The sequence below is a fragment of the Terrilactibacillus laevilacticus genome (assembly GCF_006517395.1).
GTDB classification, from domain to species: domain Bacteria; phylum Bacillota; class Bacilli; order Bacillales; family Sporolactobacillaceae; genus Terrilactibacillus; species Terrilactibacillus laevilacticus.
Window position 1 is genome coordinate 107,859 of sequence record NZ_VDCY01000004.1, and the last position, 24,302, is coordinate 132,160.

Annotated in this window: 18 protein-coding genes and 1 other annotated feature; of the genes, 12 read left to right on the plus strand and 6 right to left on the minus strand. The window is 38.0% G+C overall.

Annotation, left to right across the window (positions count from 1 at the left end):
- Window positions 1–89: 89 nt before the first annotated feature.
- The 3 genes from FG390_RS06915 (at window position 90) to lipA (ending at window position 3,204) form a co-directional block, all read left to right on the plus strand.
- A complete protein-coding gene (locus FG390_RS06915; RefSeq protein WP_141190310.1) occupies window positions 90–1,238 on the plus strand; it encodes a glycerate kinase family protein in 1,149 nt (382 codons plus the stop codon).
- 218 nt (window positions 1,239–1,456) lie between these two features.
- The gene (lipM, locus tag FG390_RS06920; RefSeq protein WP_141190311.1) at window positions 1,457–2,278 is read left to right on the plus strand and encodes an octanoyltransferase LipM; all 822 of its coding nucleotides are present in this window, start codon (window positions 1,457–1,459) and stop codon (window positions 2,276–2,278) included.
- A 14-nt stretch (window positions 2,279–2,292) separates the two neighbouring features.
- Complete coding sequence (gene lipA / locus FG390_RS06925; protein WP_141190312.1) at window positions 2,293–3,204, plus strand: lipoyl synthase; 912 nt, start codon at window positions 2,293–2,295, stop codon at window positions 3,202–3,204.
- Between the two features lie 94 nt (window positions 3,205–3,298).
- Here lipA and gltC read toward each other — a convergent pair whose 3' ends face one another.
- Window positions 3,299–4,192 (minus strand): glutamate biosynthesis transcriptional regulator GltC, encoded by an 894-nt coding sequence (gene gltC / locus FG390_RS06930; protein WP_181406410.1) that lies wholly within the window; start codon window positions 4,190–4,192, stop codon window positions 3,299–3,301.
- A 299-nt stretch (window positions 4,193–4,491) separates the two neighbouring features.
- Between gltC and gltB the strand changes: the two genes are divergently transcribed.
- The 4 genes from gltB (at window position 4,492) to thrS (ending at window position 13,701) form a co-directional block, all read left to right on the plus strand.
- Complete coding sequence (gltB, locus tag FG390_RS06935; RefSeq protein ID WP_141190314.1) at window positions 4,492–9,042, plus strand: glutamate synthase large subunit; 4,551 nt, start codon at window positions 4,492–4,494, stop codon at window positions 9,040–9,042.
- Between the two features lie 32 nt (window positions 9,043–9,074).
- The gene (locus tag FG390_RS06940) at window positions 9,075–10,529 is read left to right on the plus strand and encodes a glutamate synthase subunit beta (protein ID WP_181406411.1); all 1,455 of its coding nucleotides are present in this window, start codon (window positions 9,075–9,077) and stop codon (window positions 10,527–10,529) included.
- Between the two features lie 165 nt (window positions 10,530–10,694).
- Entirely contained in the window at window positions 10,695–11,372 is a 678-nt protein-coding gene (locus tag FG390_RS06945; protein WP_141190315.1) for a DUF421 domain-containing protein, read from the plus strand.
- A 56-nt stretch (window positions 11,373–11,428) separates the two neighbouring features.
- Window positions 11,429–11,652, plus strand: a binding site (T-box leader).
- A 123-nt stretch (window positions 11,653–11,775) separates the two neighbouring features.
- On the plus strand, window positions 11,776–13,701 hold the full coding sequence (thrS, locus tag FG390_RS06950) for a threonine--tRNA ligase (protein ID WP_141190316.1): 1,926 nt from the start codon (window positions 11,776–11,778) through the stop codon (window positions 13,699–13,701).
- Window positions 13,702–13,852: 151 nt separating this feature from the next.
- On the opposite strand, the gene FG390_RS06955 is transcribed toward thrS, so the two are convergent.
- Window positions 13,853–14,374, minus strand: a complete 522-nt coding sequence (locus tag FG390_RS06955; protein ID WP_141190317.1) for a nitroreductase family protein — start codon at window positions 14,372–14,374, stop codon at window positions 13,853–13,855.
- 1,343 nt (window positions 14,375–15,717) lie between these two features.
- Here FG390_RS06955 and nrdI point away from each other — a divergent pair.
- The 5 genes from nrdI to FG390_RS06980 all read left to right on the plus strand — a co-directional run bounded on the left by nrdI (window position 15,718) and on the right by FG390_RS06980 (window position 20,733).
- Window positions 15,718–16,095, plus strand: a complete 378-nt coding sequence (nrdI, locus tag FG390_RS06960) for a class Ib ribonucleoside-diphosphate reductase assembly flavoprotein NrdI (RefSeq protein ID WP_141190318.1) — start codon at window positions 15,718–15,720, stop codon at window positions 16,093–16,095.
- Complete coding sequence (gene nrdE / locus FG390_RS06965) at window positions 16,076–18,163, plus strand: class 1b ribonucleoside-diphosphate reductase subunit alpha (protein ID WP_141190472.1); 2,088 nt, start codon at window positions 16,076–16,078, stop codon at window positions 18,161–18,163. The genes nrdI and nrdE overlap by 20 nt, the downstream gene beginning before the upstream one ends.
- 15 nt (window positions 18,164–18,178) lie before the next feature.
- A complete protein-coding gene (gene nrdF / locus FG390_RS06970; RefSeq protein ID WP_141190319.1) occupies window positions 18,179–19,165 on the plus strand; it encodes a class 1b ribonucleoside-diphosphate reductase subunit beta in 987 nt (328 codons plus the stop codon).
- Window positions 19,166–19,799: 634 nt separating this feature from the next.
- Entirely contained in the window at window positions 19,800–19,982 is a 183-nt protein-coding gene (locus tag FG390_RS06975; protein ID WP_141190320.1) for a hypothetical protein, read from the plus strand.
- Between the two features lie 148 nt (window positions 19,983–20,130).
- Window positions 20,131–20,733: a hypothetical protein gene (locus tag FG390_RS06980; protein WP_141190321.1), complete on the plus strand. Its 603-nt coding sequence runs from the start codon at window positions 20,131–20,133 to the stop codon at window positions 20,731–20,733.
- Window positions 20,734–21,077: 344 nt separating this feature from the next.
- On the opposite strand, the gene FG390_RS06985 is transcribed toward FG390_RS06980, so the two are convergent.
- From FG390_RS06985 to leuA, 4 genes are all read right to left on the minus strand, one after another.
- Entirely contained in the window at window positions 21,078–21,413 is a 336-nt protein-coding gene (locus tag FG390_RS06985) for a L,D-transpeptidase (RefSeq protein WP_141190322.1), read from the minus strand.
- A 154-nt stretch (window positions 21,414–21,567) separates the two neighbouring features.
- Window positions 21,568–21,684: a YjcZ family sporulation protein gene (locus FG390_RS06990; RefSeq protein WP_141190323.1), complete on the minus strand. Its 117-nt coding sequence runs from the start codon at window positions 21,682–21,684 to the stop codon at window positions 21,568–21,570.
- Between the two features lie 615 nt (window positions 21,685–22,299).
- Window positions 22,300–22,491 carry a transcriptional regulator gene (locus FG390_RS06995; RefSeq protein ID WP_141190324.1) on the minus strand — a complete coding sequence of 64 codons (192 nt, stop codon included), beginning with the start codon at window positions 22,489–22,491 and terminating at the stop codon, window positions 22,300–22,302.
- Between the two features lie 60 nt (window positions 22,492–22,551).
- The gene (leuA, locus tag FG390_RS07000) at window positions 22,552–24,225 is read right to left on the minus strand and encodes a 2-isopropylmalate synthase (protein WP_141190325.1); all 1,674 of its coding nucleotides are present in this window, start codon (window positions 24,223–24,225) and stop codon (window positions 22,552–22,554) included.
- Between the last annotated feature and the right edge of the window lie 77 nt (window positions 24,226–24,302).

Here is a 24,302-nt window from a genome sequence, read left to right on the forward strand (position 1 = left end):
TATATCCTATCATGTTCAAAAAAAGAGTACAATGAAAAGGAAATGTCTATCGGTATTGCCAAAAGTAATTCATTATTGGAGGAAAATCGATGAGAGTCGTTATTGCTATTGATTCGTTTAAAGGATCACTATCCAGCATCGAAGGCGGTAAAGTGATTGAGACTGTATGTAAGCAGCAAAATATAGAAGATGTGATCATGTTGCCTCTAGCTGACGGTGGAGAAGGAACGGTTGATGCCTTTCTGCATATTTTAGGTGGAGTCCGTAAGACAGTCGAGGTCCTAGATCCCCTTCATCGTCAGATACAGGCAGATTACGGTTGGATAGAAGAATCTAAGTTAGCTATTATTGAAACTGCTGCCGCATCTGGACTTCCGCTCCTAGTTGATGAGGAACGTGACCCGTATCGAACTTCAACGTATGGAACGGGTCAATTGGTTAAAGATGCCCTTGATCAAGGAGCGACAGACATCATTATTGGATTGGGTGGTAGTGCGACAATAGATGGAGGAGTGGGCCTTCTTCAAGCACTAGGTGTTGTTTTTTACCTTGAAGATGGAACGAAACTCCCAATAGGAGATATCCATTTAGAAAAAATTTCTTCTATTAATATAGATCATATGGATAGGAGATTGAAAGACAAACAGTTGTTTATTGCCTCTGATGTAACCAATCCGTTAGTTGGACCAGAAGGAGCAGTTTACGTCTTTGGCGCTCAAAAGGGATTACAAAAGCAAGACATGGATGGATTTGACCAAGCCATGGATCATTATCAACGTCTAGTCAAGGAAACACTCGGCCGAGACGAATCAGAAACCCCAGGTGCTGGTGCGGCAGGAGGACTTGGTTTTGCCCTTTATGCCTTCTTTGGAGGTAAATTTCGAAGTGGATTTGATCTTATTTGTCAGAAAGCTAACTTAGAAGAAAAAATATCAAAAGCTGATCTCGTTATTACTGGAGAAGGAAAAATTGATTCGCAATCCTTATACGGAAAGGTACCTATCGGTGTAAGCCGGATCGCTAAAAAATATCATGTTCCTGTCTTCGTCTTTACAGGTAAAGCAGAAGGAGATTTAACAGACGCTTACCAAGAAGGTATTTCATCCATTATACCTATTATTGATGAAGTAACGACTCTTGAACAAGCCATGAAAGAAGCGCCTAGTTACTTAGAACGTGCCACTCGGCGTACCATTCAAATTTTACGAACAGGGCGTGCCATTCAAAATAAGAAATGAAACATACAACAATCTAAACTAGAGAATAAGACTAAGGATAAATTCTCTCCCTTATTCTCTCTTTTTTTCTAGAGTAATAGGTGCAATGTTTCCATTTATATTTGATTTTTACGTCTAATAACGATAGAATGTAACTTAATTAAGCGCTTTATTTCTTTTTAATTAAGCATACAATATACATAAGATTAATAGATATATATAAGAAGGGGGAGGAATGAATGAGTCGTGAGACATGGGCTTTTATTGACTCTGGAATAAATACACCCGAATATAATATGGCTATGGATGAATGCTTATTAGAGTGGCATAGTCATGGTGAATTGCCTCCTATCATCCGGTTCTATGGATGGAATCCACCGGGCTTATCAGTCGGTTATTTTCAAAAGGTAGAAAAACGGATAGATAAAGAAGCGGTTGAACAGAATGGATTTAGGCTTGTACGGCGTCCAACGGGTGGAAGAGCTGTCTTGCATGATGATGAATTAACCTATAGTGTGATCGTTTCAGAAGATCATCCAGAGATGCCTAAATCTGTAACACAAGCTTATCGTGTCATTTCTGAAGGATTACTTAACGGTTTTAGAAATCTTGGCTTACAGGCTGATTTTGCTATTCCTGAAGGGAAAACAGGACAAACGTCTTCTGCTGTATGTTTTGAAGAGCCTTCGTGGTATGAACTTATTGTTGATGGCAAGAAAGCTGCAGGTAGTGCTCAAACACGTCAAAAAGGGGTCATCTTGCAACATGGATCGATTCCGCTCTCTATTAACGAAAATGAACTATTTTCATGCTTTATTTACCCCAATGATCGAGTCAAAGAACGGGCGAAACGCACGTTTAAAGACAAAGCTGTTGCGATCAACCATCTAATGGAAAAAAAGGTGACATTAGATGAAGTAAAATCAGCCTTTTACCGTGGATTTGAGGAAGGCTTACATATTCAATTGCAACCCTATAAATTAACTAAAGAACAGTTAGAAAAAATTGAAGACCTCGCAGAGAATAAATATAAGACAGATGCTTGGAATTATACGCGTTGAAAGGAGTGACAAACATGGCTAAAAAAGAAAAAGAAATTATGAGAAAACCAGATTGGTTAAAAATAAAATTAAATACAAATAAAGAATACACAGGTTTAAAGAAAATGATGCGTAGCCGTAATTTACATACAGTATGTGAAGAAGCACGGTGCCCCAATATACATGAATGCTGGGCTGAACGAAAAACAGCGACATTTATGATACTTGGTGACATTTGCACACGGGGATGCCGTTTTTGTGCGGTAAAGACGGGGCGTCCGACTGAACTTGACTTACTTGAACCTGAACGTGTCGCGACTTCAGTAGAGCAAATGCAATTGCGCCACGTGGTGATTACGGCTGTTGCACGTGATGACTTAAATGATGGTGGTGCGGGTGTTTTTGCAGAAACGGTTAGAGCGATACGCCTGAAAGTGCCTTTTTGTACGATTGAAGTTCTTCCTTCAGATATGAAGGGCGACGATGAAAGTTTAACAACCCTAATGGACGCAAAGCCGGACATTTTTAATCATAATATTGAAACAGTCCGTCGTTTGACTAAGCGTGTACGTGCGATTGCGACATATGATCGATCTCTGAATTTATTAAAGCGTGTCAAGGAATTGAGTCCAAATACGCCAACGAAGTCTAGTATTATGGTTGGTCTCGGTGAAACCAAAGAAGAATTAATGGAAGCAATGGACGATCTTCTTAAGCATAACGTCGATATATTAACGATAGGGCAATACCTTAAGCCAACACGAAAACACCTTGATGTTGTTCGCTACTATCACCCAGATGAATTTGCAGAGCTAAAAGAAATAGCCCTAGCAAAAGGTTTCCGTCATTGTGAGGCAGGTCCTCTTGTCCGCTCATCTTATCACGCTGATGAACAAGTGAATGAGGCCGCAAAAAATAAACAAAAGCAACATCCGGAATTCAAGTAAGTTATTGCATCTACCTTTTACATGAACAACCATTTCGATGAAATAATAAAAGCTACTCTATAATCTAGAGTAGCTTTTATTATTACTGGCCAAATTATGTGAGTCGGTCATAGAACTCGATAATAAAGTTAAAGAAAAGCTTTTCAGAAGGTGCAAGTTCTCTCGATTTGGGCATCAAAAGACCGACATTACGAATCACTGTTGGATCCTCTAGGGAAACAGTGACCACGTCTGGAGGCAAATTATAGGTCACCGTATTTTCCGGTAATATAGCTACACCAAATCCAGCTGAAACGAGTTGCTTTATCGTATCCATATCCTCCCCCTCAAATGAAATGATCGGGTTAAACCCCGCTTGCTGGCAAGCATCACGAAATAATTCTTGTAAGGCCATTCCACGTCGAAAGGTAATAAACCGCTCCTCGGCGAGTTGCTTTAATAAAATAGATGTTTGATTGGCTAGGTGATGTTCAGAATGAAGAACAGCCACCATTCTTTCCGTAAATAAAATATGGCTATCAACAAAAGGATGTTTCTTTGGAAGAGGAGAGGCAAAGGCGATATCAATACCATCATTTTCAATGAATTGAGTGAGATAAGAAAGAGTCCCTTGGTGCAGTTGAAATTGAATGTTTGGGTGATCCATATTAAATTGTGAAAGGACGATGGGTAATGTCTGAATGGCTAAACCTGTAGACAAGCCGAGATGGATTTTTCCAATTTCAGGATTAAGATGTTCCTGAATTTTTTGTTTAGCTTTATCAAACTCTTTCAATCCTCGTTCAGCATGTTTCAAAAAAAGCCTCCCCATGTGAGTTAATTTGACATTTCGACCTTCACGAGTGAATAGAGAAACGCCAAGTTCTGCTTCTAGTAACGTAATCTGCCTGCTAATCGCTGATTGTGCAACGTGAAGAGCTTCAGCTGTTTTTGTGACATGTTCGCGCTTGGCTACTTCTATAAAATAAAAAATTTGTCTAAATTCCATTGTCGTCATCCTAACGTTCTAATATTGAGAACAATATATTCTTAATTATATATTGTATAGATGAATGGATAAAGAGTAAAATCTAATTACCATACTTTTCGGAAAAAACAGGACAAATTTATATAAGTGGACCATATATATAAATAAAAACAATGGCTTTTGAATACCGAAAAAAAGACTTCGCATGTCTAAACATACAAGAAGAGACTGGCGAGAAATCCACTTATCTGTTTTGCTATTCCATTAACTTACGAAGGTAGAGACTTTCCTAAATATACGACAGAAGGAAGGATGCTGTAATGAAAGATCTTTTAAGACAAAACGGTCTATACCAATCGGAATTTGAACATGATGCTTGTGGTATTGGTCTTTACGCTGATATTAAAGGTAGAGCCTCACATGACATCGTGGAAACTGCACTTGAAATGTTAGCAAGACTTGATCACCGTGCTGGTAAAGGTAGCGATGGAACGGGAGATGGAGCCGGACTTTTAGTTCAGATTCCACATGATTTTTTTAACTCTGTATGCTCGTTCTCACTTCCAGAAGCAGGTCAATATGGCGTTGGAATGTTGTTCCTACCACAAGACTCTTTAAAACGTCAGAATATTATTAAAACAATCAAAAGCGTTATCTCAGAGAAAAACTATACGCTTTACGGCATCCGTGAAGTGCCTGTTTTAGCTGAATCTATAGAACCTTTGGCTAGACAAGAGGCTCCTTATATTATTCAATTATTTGTTGGCGTTAGCGACCAGCTTACTGATAGTTTAGAGTATCAACTTTACACATTAAGAAAAACACTTGAACAACGTATTGGAAAAGAACTTTATATTGCGAGTTTATCTAGTAAGACCATTGTTTTTAAAGGGATGCTTCGTGCAGAAGAAGTGTCTGGTTATTATACAGACCTTAAGGATGAGCGATTTGTTTCAGCTATCGCTCTTGTCCATTCAAGATTTAGTACAAATACGTTCCCAAGTTGGAAACGTGCTCACCCAAACCGTATGATCGTTCATAATGGAGAAATTAATACGATACGTGGAAATACAAATTGGTTTAATGCGCGAGCAAAAACACTAGATAAAGACTATGGTAACCAAATTATTGACCGTGATGGCAGTGACTCGGCGATATTTGATAATGTATTAGAATTTTTAACGATGAATGGTGTTCCTTTAGCTCATGCTATTATGCTCATGGTTCCCGAACCTTGGGAAAAAGACAAGGATATGCCAGATTCTCTGAAAGCATTCTATGAATATAACAGTCGCTTTATGGAGCCATGGGATGGACCAATGGCACTTGGGTTCTCTAATGGAAAACAAGTAGGAGCGATTATGGACCGAAATGGACTAAGACCTGCACGTTATTATGTCACACATGATGATCGATTAATCTTTTCATCAGAAGTGGGCGTGGTGGACCTTGATCCTTCACTAATTAAGGAAAAGCGTCATTTAAAACCAGGTCATGTTCTTCTTGTTGATACGGAAAAAGGCCAAATCGTACCAAGTGACGAGTTGAAAAAAGAGATAAGTGAAGCAAACGAATACGCTAAATTATTGGAAAAGTCGATAGCTTTTGCGAAATCTTCATTAGGTGAACATCAATCGGCATCCTATCGTGATCGATTAGATCGACTTTATCTACAAAAAGTGAATGGCTATACGTACGAAGAAGTCGTTAAAGGTATTCAAGTGATGGCGGAAACAGGAAAAGAACCTGTTGGGTCAATGGGATACGACGCACCGCTTGCAGTTTTGTCGGAACGTCCACAATTACTTTTTAACTATTTTAAACAATGGTTCTCTCAAGTTACGAATCCACCGATTGATGCGATTCGTGAAGAACATGTCATTTCCAAAGTGACATGGTTAGGTAAGCAGCCTAATATTTTGGAACCAACAATCAATGATACGAAACAAATTAAGCTCGAACATCCAATATTGGATGAAAGTCAATTTGCAACGATTCAAAATGGCTTACTACCTGTAGCGACGTTAAACTTAACATTTAATGTAAATGATGGAAAAACAGGATTAAAACAAGCCTTGGTTGTCCTTTTCCAAGAAGCGGAAGCTGCCATTAAAGATGGAAATCAAATGATCATTCTGTCTGATCGTGATGTGGATGCTGAGCATGCACCAATCCCATCCCTTCTTGCTGTTAGCGGGCTTCACCATGACCTAATCAAGAAAGGCTTAAGGACGTCCGCTAGTATAGTTGTTGATTCAGCTGAACCTAGAGACAGTCATCATATGTCCGCTTTACTTGGATTTGGTGCTGATGCCATTTATCCGTATATGGCTTTTGAAGCAATCAAAGATTTAATTAAGGATGAACATCTAAATAAATCAGAAGCTGAAGCAAGTCAGAAATATGTTAAAGCCCTTGTTGGCGGTATTGTTAAAGTGATGTCTAAAGTTGGGATATCTGCTATCCAAAGTTATCGTGGGGCTCAAACATTTGAAGTTCTTGGTCTTTCAAAAGAAGTCATCGATCAATACTTTACAGGAACATTTTCTCAAATTGATGGGATCGGTCTTGAAGAAATTGCAGATGAAACCTTGAAACGCCATGCCGCCGCTACGAAAGAATGGGAATCAAATCGTGTATCTCCTCTTGATCCAGGAAGTGATCTTCAATGGCGTCAAGAAGGTGAATTTCATAAATTTAATCCAATGACTATTTACAAGCTTCAACAAGCAGCACGTAAAAATGACTATGGATTATATCAAGAATATAAAGAGGAAGTAGACGATTCACCTTACTCGACGATTAGAAGTCTTTTAGAAATTAAAAGTGATCGACAGCCTGTACCATTAGACGAAGTAGAACCAGCTGAATCGATATTTAAACGTTTTAAAACAGGCGCAATGTCTTATGGATCGATAAGTAAGGAAGCGCATGAAGCATTAGCCATTGCTATGAACCGAATCGGTGGGAAGAGTAATAGTGGTGAAGGCGGAGAAGAAGTTGAACGCTTTACACTCGATTCGAATGGTGAGAATAGAAGAAGTGCAATCAAACAAGTGGCATCAGCCCGGTTTGGAGTGACTAGCCATTACTTATCCGAAGCTAATGAAATTCAAATCAAAATGGCACAAGGAGCAAAACCTGGTGAAGGCGGTCAATTACCAGCACACAAAGTTTATCCTTGGATTGCAGAGGTTCGTGGTGCGACTCCTGGTGTCGGATTAATTTCACCACCTCCACATCACGATATTTATTCGATCGAAGACTTAGCTCAACTTATTTACGACTTGAAACGTGCAAATCCAACGGCTCGAATCAGTGTGAAACTTGTAGCAAAAGCAGGCGTTGGAACCATTGCAGCTGGAGTAGCAAAAGGGTTAGCTGATGTCATCTTAATCAGTGGTCATGATGGCGGAACAGGAGCAGCTTCGAAATCAAGTATTGCTCATGCCGGTATTCCTTGGGAAATTGGTCTCGCTGAAGCACATCAGACTTTATTGTTAAATGGTCTTCGTAATCGTGTATCGTTAGAAGTTGACGGTAAATTAATGTCAGGTAAGGATGTCATTGTAGCCGCTTGTCTTGGTGCCGAAGAATTTGGTTTCGCAACGGCTCCACTTGCTGTATTGGGCTGTATCATGATGAGAGCCTGTCACTTAGACACATGTCCAGTGGGGATTGCTACACAAAACCCCGAATTGCGTAAGAATTTTACGGGTAGCCCTGATCACATTGTCAACTATATGCATTTTATTGCTGAAGACATTCGTGAAATCTTATCTCAAAATGGATTTCGCTCATTAGAAGAGGTCGTTGGACACGCTGAATTGTTAAAAGTCAAAGATAGCGTGCAAAATCATCCAAAAGCGAGCCACTTAGATCTATCAAAAATGTTAGTTCCAACGGCTGAGCGTGATGAGAAGTGCAACTTTACAACACCTCAAAATCATGAACTAGATAAAACATATGATTTCCGTGAGATATTACCTCAAACAAAAGCGATTGTTGAGCGTGGGGAAACAGGACAATTTAATTTCAATATTAAAAACTCTGATCGTTCTGTTGGAACAACACTAGGCTTTACGGTTACGACATCGACAAATGGTGTAGGATTTGAAGAGGATGCCCTAGAACTCCAATTCAATGGTTATGCAGGTCAAAGCTTTGGTGCATTTGTCCCAAAAGGGATCACCATGACACTTACTGGAGACGCCAACGACTATGTCGGTAAAGGACTATCTGGAGGAAAGCTCATTATTAAACCAAATGAAAATGATGGTACCCCAGATGATAATCAAGCAATTGTAGGCAATGTGGCCTTCTTTGGTGCAACAAGTGGTGAAGCTTACGTTCGAGGAACAGCAGGCGTAAGATTCTGTGTTCGAAATAGCGGTGCCAAAGTGGTTATTGAAGGGATCGGCGACAACGGTTGTGAATACATGACGGGCGGTAAAGCTATTATTCTTGGACATTTTGGAAAGAACTTTGCTGCTGGAATGTCAGGTGGCACGGCATACCTATTCAATGAATCTGGCGACTATGACCAAATTGTAAATAAAGTTAATAAAGAAATGGTGAATATTGAAACCATTGTTGACCCAAATGAACAAAAAGAAGTGAAAGAGCTCATTGAGAACTATGCTCATTATACGGGAAGTCCGAAAGCAGAAAAAATCCTTCTTAATTGGGAAGAATCTGTTACTCAGTTTGTGAAAATCATACCGAAAGATTATGAGCTCATGCTGTCGACAATTAAGAAACTTGAATCACAAGGATTATCGCATGATGAAGCCACCCAAAAAGCTTTTGAACTAAAAAAGAGTGGACGCATCACTTTAGACCATGGAGACCCAAACTATCAACCGGCGTAAAGGGACAGTGAAACTGAAGGAGGAGGATTACCGTGGGGCAATTAATGGGTTTTATAAACATAGATAAACAGAAACAAAAAGAAAGAAAAGGGTCTGAACGTGTTAATGACTGGAATGAATATAAATTACCTTTTCCAGAGCAAGATTTGCAAAATCAAGCGGCTAGGTGCATGGACTGCGGGACACCGTATTGTCAAATGGGGGTGGAAATTAATCGCTCAACGAGTGGGTGCCCATTATACAATCTTATTCCTGAATGGAATGACCTTGTCTATCGAGGCTTATGGCAGGAAGCTTATCAACGGTTAATAAAAACAAACAACTTCCCTGAGTTCACATCAAAAGCCTGTCCAGCACCGTGTGAAGGTTCATGTACTGCAGGGCTAGTGAGTGATCCGGTATCAATTAAGTCGATCGAAAAAGCAATTATTGATAAAGCGTTCGATGAGGGTTGGGTTAAACCTGAACCCCCTCTTAGACGTACAGGAAAACAAATTGCAGTTATTGGGTCTGGTCCTGCTGGCTTAGCAGCGGCTGACCAGTTAAACAAAATTGGCCATTCGGTCACTGTGTTTGAGCGTGACGACCGCATCGGCGGCCTACTCATGTACGGCATACCGAATATGAAAATTGAAAAATACGCTGTAGAACGTCGTGTTAAGCTGCTTCAAGCTGAAGGCATTCAATTTAAAACGAATGTTAACGTAGGAAAAGATGTAACGATGGAAGAATTGCGCCAAGCCTTTGATGCGATTGTACTTGCGACAGGTGCTGGAAAACATCGTGAACTTTCGATTGAAGGAAGACAGCTTAAAGGGATTCATCCAGCTATGTCTTATTTAACGGCGAGCACAAAACATCTTCTTGATCCGTCATTTACCCTCGATGAAGACTTTAATGCAAAAGGGAAAAATGTCATTGTTATTGGCGGTGGAGATACAGGAGCAGACTGTGTAGCAACAGCAATTAGACAAGGTTGCGCAAGTGTTGTTCAATTTGGTAAACATGGAGCACTTCCCAAAAAACGGGCAGCTTCTAATCCTTGGCCAGAGAATCCGCGGATTTTCTCTTTAGATTATGCCTATGAAGAAGCAAAAGAAGTCTTAGGAAGAGATCCTCGTGAATACTATGTTGCAACAAACGCATTTATCGGCAACGAAGATGGACATGTGGTTTCCCTCACAACAGATACCTTTAAACAAGGTGAAAAGTCAGAAATACGAACTTGGGATGCCGATTTGGTTTTAATTGCCATAGGTTTTGAAGGCGCTGAAGATGCGGTCTTTGAAGACATGGGAGTTGAAAAACTCGGTGGAACCATAAAAGCAGACAACAAAACGTATGAAACAAGTACAGATGGCGTCTTTGCTTGTGGAGATGCTAGACGTGGACCAAGTCTGATTGTTTGGGCTATCCAAGAAGGAAGAAAAGCAGCGTGTGCCGTTGATCTTTATCTGGATGAGAAATTAGCAGCAATTGGCCACTAAAACCTAATAATATACAACAATAAAAGATCAAAAAAACAAACTCGTATCGTTAGTTAAATAAACTAAACGATACGGGTTTTTATTTTGTAAAACATAGTTGTTTTAGTAATAGAAACTAAGGGAATTTATCTGTAAGGAACCAAATTAGAAAGGTGGTGGGAGGCTATGGGCATAGGAATAATCGCTTTAAAGCTTTTCTTTGGATTAATCGGATTACTTATTCTTGTTCGATTGCTAGGTAAAAAAGAAATGGTACAAGTGACTCCTTTTGATTATATATATGCCATTATTTTAAGTGAAATAATAGGAAATGCGGTTTATACTAGTTCCATTAGTATTATTGACATGTTATTGTCGCTGGCTGTTTGGGGTGTTATTATTTATGTCATTCAAGTCCTTGTACAAAGAAATGATAAATCAAGAAGAGTGTTGAACGGCGTACCAGCACCACTAATTTGGGATGGTGAGCTGCTCGTTGAAGCTTTTCAAAAAAACTTATTAGAAGTTGAACAGTTTCGTGAGATGTTGCGTAGTAAAGGAATCTTTTCAATAAAAGAAGTTCGATATGCCTTATTGGAGACAAACGGATCACTGAGTGTCATGAAATATGGTGACCTATCGGCTGAGCCGTCAAGTCTTTTTGTTGATGAAGGTGAAATTGAAGAAACTGAGCTGAAAACGAAAGGTAAAAATAAAGGGTGGCTCATATCAAGTTTAAAGAACGAAGGATATGATCGGATTGAGGATATTTACTGCGCAGAATGGTCAAAAGAAAGTGGATTTTATGTGGTAACCTATGCTGAGTCAAGAGATAACAAGAATATTCATATATATAACCAATAGATCCCACTTGCTATTCTGTTTTTTAGTCTCTATAATATAAAGTATGTAAATAATGTTTATCAGTTAGGAAAAGGACATGGGGTATCCTACACGGCTTATAGAGAGGGAAGACAAAAGGTGAAAGCTTCCTAGTACGGAAAGATATCTTACCACCTTGGAACTTCAGCGGTGAACGATGAGTAATCGCTGACGGCAGAACGTCGTTATCTCGATTAAGTGCTATCGCTAATGAGCGATGGAACAAGGGTGGAACCACGAGTATACAACACTCGTCTCTTTATTGAGACGGGTGTTTTTATATTTTACGCATAATGGCGAATGTGTTCTATTGTTTCACTCGATGGCTTGTTAGTGATGCCAAGGATCATATTTGAGATTTTATTTTTGAAAGGGAGAAATTAAGATGTCAAACATTCAATTAACGTTTCCTGATGGTTCGGTTCGTGAATACGAAAAGGGTATTTCGTCAGAACAAGTGGCTGAATCCATTAGTCAAAGCTTAAAGAAAAAATCAGTTGCAGGCAAAATAGATGGACATTTAGTCGACTTAAATCGTCCTATAGAAGCTAGCGCCACAATTGAAATTGTGCCGCAAAATTCAGATGAGGGATTAGAGATGATGCGTCACAGTTGTGCCCATTTGCTTGCACAAGCCTTAAAACGACTCTATCCTGATGTTAAATTAGGCATTGGACCAGTCATTGAAAACGGCTTTTACTATGACGTCGATATGGAACATACGTTAACGAAAGAAGATTTTCCAGCGATTGAAAAAGAAATGAAAAAAATCGTCAATGAAAACTTTCCAATTGTCCGAAAACAAGTAAGTCGCGAGGAAGCTATCGCGATATTCACAGAAATAAATGACCATTTAAAATTAGAATTGATCCGCGATCTTCCAGAAGATGCGGTTATCACGATATATGAACAAGGAGAATTTTTTGATCTTTGCCGTGGTCCGCACATCCCATCAACAGGTAAAATTAAAGCATTTAAATTAATGAGTGTGTCTGGAGCTTATTGGCGTGGCAATAGTGATAATCAAATGTTGCAAAGGATTTATGGCGTAGCCTTTTTAAATAAAAAGGAACTTGATGACCACCTACATTTTCTTGAAGAAGCGAAGAAAAGAGATCATCGTAAATTAGGTAAACAGCTTGAATTGTTTATGTTCTCTGAAGAAGCACCAGGGATGCCTTTCTACCTCCCTAACGGTCAAGTGATCCGTACAGAATTAGAAAATTTCTCTCGTGAACTTCAACGTCAGGCTGACTATGAGGAAGTTCGTACGCCACTCATGATGAATCAACGTTTATGGGAACAATCAGGGCACTGGGATCATTACCATGAGAACATGTACTTCTCAGAAGTGGATCAAACGAGTTTTGCATTGAAACCGATGAACTGTCCTGGTCACATGCTGGTCTTTAAAAATACGCTACATTCATATAGAGATCTTCCTATTCGTATGGCAGAATTTGGTCAGGTCCATCGTCATGAATTTAGCGGAGCTTTAAACGGTATGCTTCGCGTTCGTACTTTTTGCCAAGATGATGCTCACCTCTTTGTAAGACCTGATCAGATTGAAGACGAAATTAAAAAGATCTTTACGTTAATTGATAAAATTTATAACACGTTCGGATTTGAGTATACGGTTGAACTTTCAACACGCCCAGAAGATTCTATGGGTAGTGATGAATTATGGGAACAAGCAGAATCATCACTCACTCAAGTGCTTAATGACCTTGAATTCTCCTATCATTTGAACGAAGGCGATGGTGCTTTCTATGGACCAAAAATCGACTTCCATATCAAAGATGCATTAGGACGTAGTCATCAATGTGCAACGATTCAACTTGATTTCCAAATGCCAGAGAAATTCGATCTATCCTATATCGATGAAAATAATGAAAAGGTTCGTCCAGTTGTTATCCACCGTGCGGTCTATGGATCGGTTGACCGTTTCTTTGGAATCTTGATCGAGCACTTTGGTGGTGCTTTCCCAACTTGGCTTGCTCCTGTGCAAGTTGAACTTATTCCAGTTGCAGATGTTCATTTAGATTATATCTACAAATTACAAAACGATCTAAAAGCACAAGGAGTTCGTGTACACGTAGATGATAGAACTGAGAAATTGGGTTACAAAATTCGTGAAGCACAAACACACAAAATCCCATATATGCTTGTTATCGGGGATGACGAAATTGCGAATAACGCCGTTAATGTCCGTAAATACGGCGAGAAAGCTTCTAATACCGTTTCATATGAAGACTTTAAAGCAAGTATCTTAGAAGAAATAAAAAATCGTGTCACACACGTCCAAAAATAATAGTTAAAGCAAGATTTCTAGAAGAGTAAGCCTGATAATTATATTATCAGCGCTTGCTCATTTTTTTTGTAAAAATAGCCAATTGAAAGAGCTACAATCATATGGAAATGAAAAAGGCATCATTTTTCGACTGTGATTAGTTGCTTATTTATTAAAAATGGTCGTAACGAATGATTTCGTCCCTTGACAAAAGCTTCTTTGTCTTTGGTTCTCCTTTGGGATATCCTAATCCCATAATTGCTACAATTCTCCGGTCATCAGGAATCAACAGCTGTTTTCTTACAAAATTTTCACGTTTTTTTGATTCGTTAGGGTCTTCCGAATGATAGACCGCTCCAAACGCAGTCCCTAATCCCTGTTCAACTGCGGACAGCCAAATGAACCCACAAGCAATGGATGCATCTTGTAGCCAATATTTACTGATCTCAGGTCGTCCTGTCACAATAATCGCAGCGGTTGCTTCTCGTAACCACGAGACGAACGGGGTTGTATGGACTAACTGATCGATAGTCTCACGCTTTACGGTTAGTATAAATTCCCTAGAAGGCAAATGATTTCCTGATGGAGATAGAAATGCAGCTTCCAATACCTTTTCCAATGTTTCTTCTGGAATTTTCTTATCCTGAAAATTTGTGATTTCTCTTCTGTTCTGGATGGTTTCTAGTATGTTCATATCCATTCACCTCTCAATGATTGTTCTAGGTTAATAATAGCAAAACCAAAGGAAAATCTAAACTAAACCTAGAGATTTTCTTTGAATTAGGCTGAAAATAACAAATCGATGAAGCAAAATCCTCTCTTTTTGTAGGCGCTCACGGATCTACATGGTCTTTCTGTTTAAATAAAACTCTAACTTTTAGGGGTCACATCAACGAGAGAGGGTTTAAATATGACTCTTTGTCACTTGTGGTACCACCACTAACACATATGACAAAGAGCCTTATAAAATTTAGTGTTTTTTAAGGTAGGGGGTGAAGATTCTCATTTCATAACCAAAAACGACTGTTTTGTTTTTTATGAACTAAATTTGATCCAAAAAATATCTAAGCGTTGGTATTATGTCAAAAAGCTGTTTTACCTAATTTGAAGTTTCCTTTTATTTCAGGCAATGAGAATTGAGTGGAAAAGTGGAATTAGTGAAATACTCTAAAGACATACTTTAAACAAAAGTTAATGTATACAAAGCGTCCTATCCCCAAATCTGGATGTCTAAATGTAAGAGAACCCATAACCCATATTAACCAATCAAGGGTTTTGCAAGATCGTGGACTTAAGTCTACGGTCTGCAATAGACTAGGAAACTAGTCCTGGACTGTAGACGAAGACCATTTATGGATGATGTTTTCAGTTTCTTCTTTTATAATCAATAATAGAAATATGGAGACACATATGGATTATTTTTAATGGCCAGGTATTACCATATTTCTAATCAAGGCTTCTAATAATAGTGAGTTAGAAAACGTTCATAGTGATAATTTCCGTACATTCTTCTACAGCTCGCCATACGGGAGTTTACCTGATTGTCTCGATAGGGTATCAAATGGGTGTCAACGTGATGAAGGAATAACTGCCCGAAAAAAATTTCTTTATCACTTTTTATGTAGAGTTTTGTTGTAATGCATGTGCATTTTGTGAAGAAAATGGCCGATTTTTGATGAATCATGATTTGATTAACCGTCTATAGAATGATATTATTTTATCTTGGGTCTAACTTCTCGCAAACTCTTTTTTTCCCTCAAATAAAAATTGAAATTCTACTCTTTTTCCTGTTTAGAGAATCTTAATGTCCCCAATTAAAAACGTTATCGCATAAGATGTTTTTATCTTGAATAATACAATATATTGTGGTAAGTTTAATATTAACAACAAGATGTAGTATTTGGTTCGGAAAATGGGTATATCAATACTACCATGCATAGATGTAAAAATACTTTAATAAGGCGATCTTACTTCTTTTAAAGTATTCTCTAAAAAACTATGAATCTGAAATATTAGCAAGGAAAAGGTGACCGTTTCGTGCTTATTCTATTTGAAACCATGACGGGAAATGTCAAACGATTTTTGAACAAAGTCGGATTAGAGCATCAACATATTGATAGTCAACCCCAAATTGATGAGCCTTTTATATTAGTGACAAATACGATAGGATTCGGCCAACCCCCCGAATCGGTGACTGAATTTTTATCAAATAAGGGTCACTTAATACGAGGTGTTGCTGCAAGTGGAAACCGCAATTGGGGACCTAATTTCGCACATTCTGCTGATGTCATTTCAGCTAAATATAACGTGCCTATTCTGTTTAAGTTTGAGTTAGGCGGGACATCTCAAGACGTAATTACATTTCGCGAAAGGGTGAACGCATTTGATCGAAGCAATGACAAAGTCGCACATTGAATTAAATAATGAAATGATGCAAAGAGGAGAAGACGGGTTTTATCGTCTTGAGAAGGATAAAGAAGCTATTGAAGCTTATATGGTTGAAGTGGATCAAAAAATGGTTAAGTTTTCAAGTATATTAGAGCGGATTCACTATTTAGTTAATGAACATTTTTATTATGATGTTTTTGCCGAGTATACAGAAGAACAAGTTCAACATATCCATGAATTGGCTCATAGCTTTAACTTTAAGTTTCAATCGTACATGGCAGCAAGTAAATTTTACCGTGATTATGCGATGAAAACAGACGATAAAAAATGTTATCTTGAGCATTATGCGGATCGTGTGGCGATTGTCGCCCTTTATCTTGCACGTGGAAATGCTTTGAAAGCTGAGACTTTTACACGTTCGATGATGGAACAACGTTATCAACCAGCAACACCCACTTTCTTAAATGCAGGTAAAGCACGTCGTGGTGAATTGGTTTCTTGTTTTCTACTTGAAGTGGATGACTCCTTAAACTCGATTAACTACATAGAGAGCACAGCCCAACAACTCTCAAAAATCGGTGGCGGTGTGGCTATTAACCTTTCAAAAATTCGGGCTCGCGGGGAAGCGATCAAAGGCGTTGAAGGTGTGGCCAAAGGTGTCGTTCCTGTTGCACGTAAATTACAACTCGGTTTCTCCTATGCTGATCAGCTTGGTCAACGTCCAGGTGCTGGGGCAGCTTATTTAAACATTTTCCACTGGGATGCACCAGAATTTCTAGATACAAAGAAAGAAAATGCCGACGAAGACATCCGTTTGTCGACCTTATCGATTGGTCTTATCGTACCTGGGAAATTTTTCGAACTCGCGGAGAAAGGTAAATCATTTTATATGTTCGCACCCTATACGGTGTATAAAGCTTACGGGCGTCATCTTGATGATATGGATATCGATGAGATGTATGATGAATTGGTACAAAACGATGCCGTTAAAAAGAAAAGTGCGGACGCTCGTGAGTTTTTAAATATTATTGCCCAAATGCAAATGCAATCAGGTTATCCCTATATTTTCTTTAAAGACAATGCAAATAAAAATCACGCTCTCAGTAGCCTTGGACAAGTTAAAATGTCCAATCTTTGTACAGAAATCTTTCAACTTCAAGAAACGTCTACGATTAATGATTACGGCGTAGAGGATATCATTCGACGTGACATTTCATGTAATCTTGGTTCATTAAATATCGTTAATGTTATGGAAAGCGGGAAGTTACAAGAATCCATTCACGATGGTATCGATGCTTTAACTCAAGTTAGTGATATGACGAACATATCAAATGCTCCAGGTGTACGAAAAGCAAATAATGAACTCCATTCCGTCGGACTTGGTGCCATGAACCTTAATGGCTATTTAGCGAAGAATCAAATCGCTTATGAATCGGAAGAAGCTCGTGACTTTGTCAGAACGTTCTTCTCGATTGTCAATTTTTATTCGATCGAAAAATCGATGGAGATCGCCAAAGAACGTGGTAAAACTTTCGATGGTTTTGAAAAATCAAGTTATGCTGATGGCACATATTTTAATAAATATCGAGTGGAATCTTTTGCTCCACGAACGGAGAAAGTCAAAGAGTTATTTAGAGGTATTGCCATTCCTACACCAGAAGACTGGAACAACCTTAGTGAAGAAGTAAAGGCAAATGGCTTGTATAATGCCTATCGTTTAGCTATCGCACCAACACAATCGATTAGCTACGTTCAAAATGCAACAAGTTCAGTCATGCCTGTCGTCAATATTATTGAACGCAGAAAATATGGCAACAGTGAAACGTTCTATCCCATGCCTTTCTTATCTCCACAGACGATGTGGTACTATAAATCAGCCTTTCAAACGAATCAATACCGTGTGATTGATTTAATTGTTGAAGCACAGCAGCATGTCGACCAAGGTATTTCGACCATCCTTTATGTTGATAGCATGACGAGTACACGTGAACTTGCCCGTCTGTACGCTTATGCCCATAAAAAAGGGTTGAAATCACTTTACTATACAAGAACGCAACTATTATCACCTGAAGAATGCACGTCTTGCTCAGTGTGAGGGGGATTACTATAGATGAAAGCCATTAATTGGAATACAAATGCGAATCAAGTCGCAAAAATTTACTGGAAGCAAAACTTAAATCAATTCTGGACAGAAGAAGCGTTCAAAGTATCCCGCGATTTATCTGATTGGGATAACATGCTTGAAGATGAACAAACCACTTATGTTGAAGTGCTGTCCGGGTTAACAGGTCTTGACCGTGAACAAGGCGATGAAGGGATGCCTTTAATTGGTTACCACCACGATAATATGCACGAACAAGCTGTTTTTTCATGGATGGCCATGATGGAACATGTTCACGCTAAAAGTTATTCACATATTTTCTCAACTCTGATTCCATCGAATAAAACGGACTATTATCTAGGCGAATGGGTGGATAAGCAGCCGGAACTCCAAGAGAAATATCGTCTCATTTCTTATTGGTATCATAAACTTTTAGCTCCTAAAGTTACTTCATTTGATCGTTATATGGCTATGGTCGCTTCTGTCTTTCTTGAAAGTTTCTCATTCTACAGCGGCTTCTTCTACCCAGTTTATCTATCAGGACAAGGCCGCATGATTGCAAGTGGAGAAATCATTCGCAAAATCATTCAAGATGAATCGATCCACGGAAGTTTCACAGGAATGGTGGCCCAGCGCCTATACAACGAAGACTTAACTGTAGCTGAACAAGAACAAGCGGATGAAGAAACTTACAAGCTACTCGATCAACTGCTTGAACTTGAAAAAACATATACAGAAAAAATCTATAAAAAAATTAATCTAGAAAAAGATGTATATGATTATGTTAAATATAATGCCAACAGAGCATTACAAAACCTTGGAAAAGATGATCGTTATGAACATGATCCAGTCAGCCAGATCGTATTAAATGGAATTGATACAAGTACGGTCAATCATGATTTCTTCTCAACTAAAGGGGATTATGTTGTACCATTGAACATTGAACCATTAACTGACGACGACTTTGACTTCTCTGATGTAGAATTGCAAAAATAATAAAAGTAGATCTGTGTACCTTTATAGTGGGTGCACAGTTTTTGTTTTATCCCGCCTTAACGGCTAGTAAAGCTCCTCACTGATGACTTAATTAGGACGGGTATGCGGATGAGCAAAAGTGGGTTTTGTGAAGTAGTGCAATTCAGTGATGAAGTAGTGCAAATCAATGATGAGGTAGTGCAAATCAATGATGGGGTAGTGCAAATCAATGATAAGTGGTGCAATTCAGTGACGAGGTAGTGCAAATCAATGATAAGTGGTGCAATTCAGTGACGAGGTAGTGCAAATCAATGATGAGGTAGTGCAAATCAATGATAAGTGGTGCAATTCAGTGACGAGGTAGTGCAAATCAATGATAAGTGGTGCAATTCAGTGACGAGGTAGTGCAATTCAGTGATGAGGTAGTGCAATTCCATGATAAGTAGTGCAATTCAATGATGAAGTAGTGCAATTCAGACATGTAGTATACAATCAACATAAAGTATTGAAAATCGTCCTTAAATTTCAAAAAGAAGACAAGTTTACTCCACGAAACTGTCACAATCTAATAAATAGAACCAAGTATACATATGGTAAAATAAGTCTATTAATAGAATGACTATCTCGTTATAGACGAAGAATGGAGTGAGAAGAAATGTCTCCCAATCAAAAAAGAACCTTTAAGGCAATTACATCAGTTATCTTTATTGCAAGTTCGATTGCTTATATGATTAACGACAAATTTCATTATAGTCTTATCACATTAGTCATTGGATTTCTATTTTGTATCAGTGCTTTATTTCAAAAGAACGTGAAAGATTACGCGAAAAAGAAATGATTAGTAGTATAACATCTATGTATTGATTTGTAAGTGAATCCGTATTCCGTATAACATTGTATATAAAGAGTGGACCGATTTCGTTAAGCAAGTTATTTCAATATTCCGCATGGTTAAAGTATGATAAATAAAAAGGGCGGTTTTTGAAATGTTATTTCATTATCATTTTTGGACACCTTTTGTTGAAGAAACCGAAGAGTTTTATAAAGCTAATGGTGTTTATGTTTATCAAAGAATTGGGAAATATCAAGGCGATTTTCAAACATTTAATCCCCCTCAAGACTGGGAGGAGTTTAGAAATAAGAAGATTATTTTTCGGATTATTGAAATGAAAAAGGGCGCAATTAATATTACCTTTGGTTATGGAAAGAAAATCATGTTTGACCATATTGGCTTTTTCGTTTCAGATGAGGATAATCAAAAGATCCTTAACAAGGCACGGAAAATGAATTTAAATGTACAAGTGAATGAAAGAAGAACTTTTATCGGAACTCCTTTTGGTTTCCGAATTGAACTTCAAACTCATCACGATGCCGTAGAATCAGAAAACAGCCTTACTAAAATAAACAAGTTGGAAATAAGTACTAAATCAGATGGTCTTTCGAAATTACTAATGAATCTATTCGAAGAAGATATCCCCCAGATCATTTCAACAGTTGGGAACAAAACAACAATATTACGAGCTATCATTAGTAATATAAAATTGAAAAAGACCGTAGATCCAAATGGCGTCAAACTATACATTGAATGAATGTCTAGATAATAATTGGTGAATTTACACCAGAGTACTAGATAACCGAATGCCCACATTATTCCAATTAAATGTTTCATCTATCATTTATATATAATAAACCATCTACAGATGTACTTCACTTCATAACAAGATCACCCAACAAAACAAGTTAACGTTACCATCGAAAAAAGAAAACATTGAACTTGAAGCTAAATGGCTTAAACGAGTGTTCCTATACCTTTTTTCAGTAGAAGCAGAATAATAGAGAAGTGAGTAAAAATGAGTGCTTTTACTACATATTTGTTTTTTTAGATTTAAGGTTGTACTCCATCACAGCGAGGGAAGAAATTTCACCAAAGTCATCATTTATGGATTTTAACTTTAGTTCCAATGGGAACTCTAGTCGATAATTCTAAAACATCTTGATTATACATTCTAATACAACCAAGAGAGACATCCTTACCGATTGAAGCTGGATTATTTGTTCCATGAATACCGTAATGGGGTTTTGATAATCCCATCCAAAATGCTCCATATGGCCCACCGGGGTTAGGTTGTTTATTGATAATGGTATAAGTCCCAACAGGCGTTGGTGTTAATATTTTTCCAACGGCAATAGGATACTCTTTAATTAAAGTGTCATCATCAAAAAGTTTTAATTTATGTTTTGATGTTGATACATCAATCCATTGCACCATTTTGTTCAACTCCATTTTTTGAGTATTTTATGAAGTTCCCATGGCAATGGTGATTCTTGAATTAGCGGATAAAGGAAAGGGGTACCAATGGCTGGTACCCCAAAAGGTGATGACAAGAACTTGGCTTTTTTGAGGGGATAGGTTGATTTAAAGATTAGTAGCAGTAGAAGGCACCGACAATGATTAACAAGATAAATAAAACAACGATTAAAGCGAATGAGTTGTTATTATATCCTCCTCCATAGGAGTTGGTGTTATTTTGAAAACCCATCTATATACACCCCCTTTTTTAATCAATCGATATATCATATGGAATCAATGATAACTCTGAAAGGTATAAATGACGGTATAAAAAAGCCCCTTCTCCAAATTTAAAAAGGTTGCTGAAAAGGCACTATTAACTACTTTAGAATTTCAAGATCGTACTTTAGATGAAATGAAAGCATATCAATTTAAAGATTATCCTCCTAGTATTAGTTATTATACTAGGGTAAAATCATCGCTAATTAAAAGGGAGCTGCTTCTACAAACAGCGGCTCTAGTTGAAGAAAGATATGGGATTTTAGTGTTGTAAAGTCAAATAGTGCATCCATATGACGTACAAAAAAAGGATAGATGTAGAAGGAATGCTCCCTGTTCATCTATCCTTTTCTTTTAGCCATAAAGAATGTTTTACAATATAAATTTCAAAAAACCTTCCTTGATTTAATAATTTGAAACTTCAATCAGTGGGGTGTTTCTTCATCCCCCACTGATTGTCAGCCTAAATCAATCGGGCTTTTACGGGCTGTTATTACACCTAGGAATGCTCGTTTACATTGGATTACCTTGAGGTGGGAGTTTTCTAGCCGTTAATGTGGGATAAAAAGCATAAACCCTTTTTAAATTAGAATATCGGATATAAATTTTGAGTAGGACGTTTAACAGTTTTTGTAAATGTTCCATAGACATGACCGCACTTATCACAATAAGCAATGTGAAACCAAGGATCTCCGTTTTTACTTTTTTCTACGCTTTCCGTTGATACGATATGCTCTTTTCCTACTACTTCACAATGTGGACATTTGATTTCTATCATTACAATCCATCTCCTTTTTATTTTGGAAAATTATGAACAAAAACGGAAACTTTTATCTTTTTATTGCATTACAACCACTTTTTTTAAAACACGATTTGTAGCACTTACAATGGCTTGCAAAGATGATCGGGTAACACTCGGTGATATACCAGATCCATAAGAATAGTCACCTTGTTCTGTATGGATTTGGATATAGGTTATCGCTTTTGATGTTGAACCATTTTCTAGTGCATGTTCACTGTAGCTAGCAATATCAATTTTTTGTTCAACTAAGTCACTCAAACCTTTACAGAAGGCATCTATGACACCATTTCCATGTCCTGAAATAGCCACTTTTTCACCTTCAGAGATTAAGTTAGCGCGGACAGTAGATTGATGGTTATCATCGACTTGTTCGACATAGTTTATCAATTGAAGAGGTGACTCAATGTTCACATACTCACTAATGAAAGCTTCATAGATCTCTTTAGGTGTAAGTTCTTTACTCGCTTGATCAGAAATCTGTGTAATAATTGGTCCAAAGTCTTGCTGCATGGCTTTTGGAAGATGAAGGTCATAGTGAGTTTTCAAAATGTAGCTAACGCCGCCTTTACCAGATTGACTGTTAATTCGGATAATAGCATCGTAATTTCGTCCAACATCTTTCGGATCAATTGGTAAATATGGGACATCCCAATAATCAAGGTTTTCTTTTTCCATATGGGCCATGCCTTTGTTAATCGCATCTTGGTGTGAGCCTGAGAAAGCGGTAAAAACTAATTTTCCTGCATAGGGGTGTCTTGGGTGAATACTCATCTTCGTTGATTCTTCATAGACTTTGATCATTTCATCCATGTCGCTAAAATTAAGCTTTGGATCCACACCCTGTGTAAGTAGGTTTAAAGCAAAATTCACAATATCCATATTACCTGTTCGTTCTCCATTACCAAATAATGTACCTTCGATTCGATCGGCACCTGCCATTAAGCCAAGTTCTGAAGCCGCAATGCCTGTTCCACGGTCGTTGTGCGAATGAAGGCTAACAATGACATTTTCTCTATATTTTAGATTCTCACAAATGTATTCAACAAGATCGGCAAAGACGTTAGCCGTGCATAATTCAACGGTATTTGGTAGATTAATAATGACTTTATTTTCAGATGCAGGTTTGAGTTCATCGAGAACGGCATTACAAACCTCTACAACATAATCGACTTCGGCTCCTGGAAAACTTTCCGGGCTATACTCGAAGATGAAACGTTCTTCACCATATTTTTTGGCTAGTTTCTTTGCCTGTCTAGCACCATCGACAGCAAGTGCTTTTATTTCTTCTTTACTTTTTCGGAAGACAACGTCACGTTGAATGGTAGAAACTGAATTATAGAGATGAACGATCGCTTTATGCACACCTTCTAGACTTGCGAAGGTACGATCTAGGATATGTGTTCTAAGCTGAGTCAAGACTTGAATAGTCACATCTTTAGGTATCATATGATTGTCAATTAAGGTTCTTGTGAATGTGTATTCTGTATCAGAAGCAGCAGGGAAGCCCACTTCAATTTCCTTAAAACCTAATTTCACTAAGTAGTTAAAAAAATTAATTTTCTGCTCAAGGTTCATGGGTGTTTCTAAAGCTTGGTTACCATCTCTTAGATCCACACTGCACCATATCGGCGCCTTTGTAATTTCATTATCAGGCCATTTGCGGTTTACCTTTTTGATTTTTTTGTAAGGTTTATATTTTTGATAGTTCATGTAAAACGCCACCTTCTATTTTTTATTTATCAAGGTCGTGTATTTAGATTTAGAAATATAAAAAACCTCCCACCTCT